Raw genomic sequence first — 1,741 nt, forward strand, 5'->3', positions numbered from 1 at the left:
TCGAGGGCAAGGCGCAGGCCGAATGCCATGAAGATACCCCCCGTGGCACGGTCAAGAATCCTTACAGTGGCGGGGCGGGACAAAAACGCCCCCAGTTTGACGGTCATGAGAATGAGCAAGGTGAACCAACTCAGCGTCAGCAGAACCTGAATTCCTGCCAGAAGCAGCGAAAATGCGACGAAATTGACCCCGTGCGGGATGAATTGCGGCAGGAAGGTAATGAAGAAGATACCGACCTTTGGGTTGAGCAGATTGGTCGTCAGCCCCTGACGAAAGCTCTGCCAACCAGACAGGGTGACACCGCGCAACGCGTCACCGGGTGTGGCCTTGCCACGGGGCTGAAGCAGCAGGCGTATCCCGACACTGAACAGATAGATGGCGCCCGCCCATTTCACGATAGTGAAACCGAGTTTTGAGGCTGCAAGCAACGCCGTCAGCCCGAAGGCGGCGCTTGCCCCCCACACGAAAAGCCCGAGCGTGATGCCGAGCGCCGCACAGAATCCTGTGCGTGTGCCGGAAATGGTCGTGCTGCGCAGAACGAATGCCGTATCGAGCCCGGGGACGAGGGTGAATACCCCAGCCGCGAGGACAAAACTGGTCAGTGAAAGCACTATAGGGCTCATCTCTCGCTCGCCTTTTTCGACATCCGGCTGGCCGGGTCCATCTTCTCTTGATGCCGGGCCGCTTTTTGAGGCTTGCAGGAGAAATCCTGCCAACGCGCTGCCCGAGGGGCGTTCTCTAGCCCCGGGAGATAGCTGCCCACAAGAAAAAGCTCGCAGGGTCAGCCATGCCTTTTCTGCACAATCGAACCGTCAGATAACGTGTGAAAGAGAGCGGCCTGTCGGCATAGGGGGGCAAACTCAGGATATGTCTGGCTTCGCAGGCTAGTCTGGCCGTGCCTGCGTGTGGTCATGACGTAACGACACCCATTTTTCGCCGCGCTCATTCACCGCCACAGGAAAGCCACTCTCTGCCCCGATGGCTGGGCGCCGTCATGCTGATGACCCCGTAGCCAATCCTCCCGAACCCGATGGCGCTTCAGCGCGGTTGCGTCTAAAGAGGCGCGTTCAATTTTAGCTTGTTCTCTGACTGGAAGCCCGGAATGCTCCGAAACCTGATCACCGTCGGTGGTTGGACCATGCTGTCCCGTATCCTTGGTCTGGTGCGTGACCAGCTTCTTGCAGCGTTTCTGGGTGCTGGCCCGGTGCAGGATGCCTATCAGATCGCCTTCAGGCTGCCGAACATGTTCAGGCGGCTTTTTGGCGAGGGGGCTTTCAACGCAGCCTTCGTACCACTCTTCACCGAACGTCTGACAGCGCATGGGCAGGCAGATGCCTCGCGCTTTGCCTCGCAGGCCCTGAGCTGCCTCAGCGCATGGCTGCTTGGCCTCACGATCCTAGGCGAAGTGTTCATGCCCTGGATCATCGAAATCATCGCACCGGGTTTCAATCATGCCGGGGGCCGCTTCGAGATGGCGGTCACTCTCACGCGCATCACCTTCCCCTATCTAATCCTGATCTGCACAGCCGCTCTGGTGGCGGGCGTGCTCAACGGGCTGCATCGTTTCTCCATGGCAGCCGGGGCCTATGTTTCCTTCAATATTGTGGGCATCGCCACCATTCTGCTTGGCGCGCTGGTGTTTCATGACACCGCCACCTGGACCGCCATCGGAATCACGGTTTCAGGATTCGTCCAGCTTGGCCTTCTGCTCTGGTCGGTCAGACGGGCCGGTGTGCGATTG

The 1,741-nt window shown here is 59.3% G+C and carries 2 protein-coding genes; one reads left to right on the forward strand and one right to left on the reverse strand.

Annotated elements, in window-relative coordinates:
* On the reverse strand, positions 1 to 623 hold a 623-nt coding region (locus P792_RS27080; RefSeq protein WP_152530185.1), incomplete at its 3' end, for a LysE family translocator.
* A gap of 479 nt (positions 624 to 1,102) precedes the next feature.
* Between P792_RS27080 and P792_RS0118740 the strand changes: the two genes are divergently transcribed.
* The coding region (locus P792_RS0118740) for a lipid II flippase MurJ (protein WP_031240595.1) at positions 1,103 to 1,741 on the forward strand (639 nt) is incomplete at its 3' end.

The sequence above is a fragment of the Asaia sp. SF2.1 genome (assembly GCF_000505765.1).
GTDB classification, from domain to species: Bacteria; Pseudomonadota; Alphaproteobacteria; order Acetobacterales; family Acetobacteraceae; genus Asaia; species Asaia bogorensis.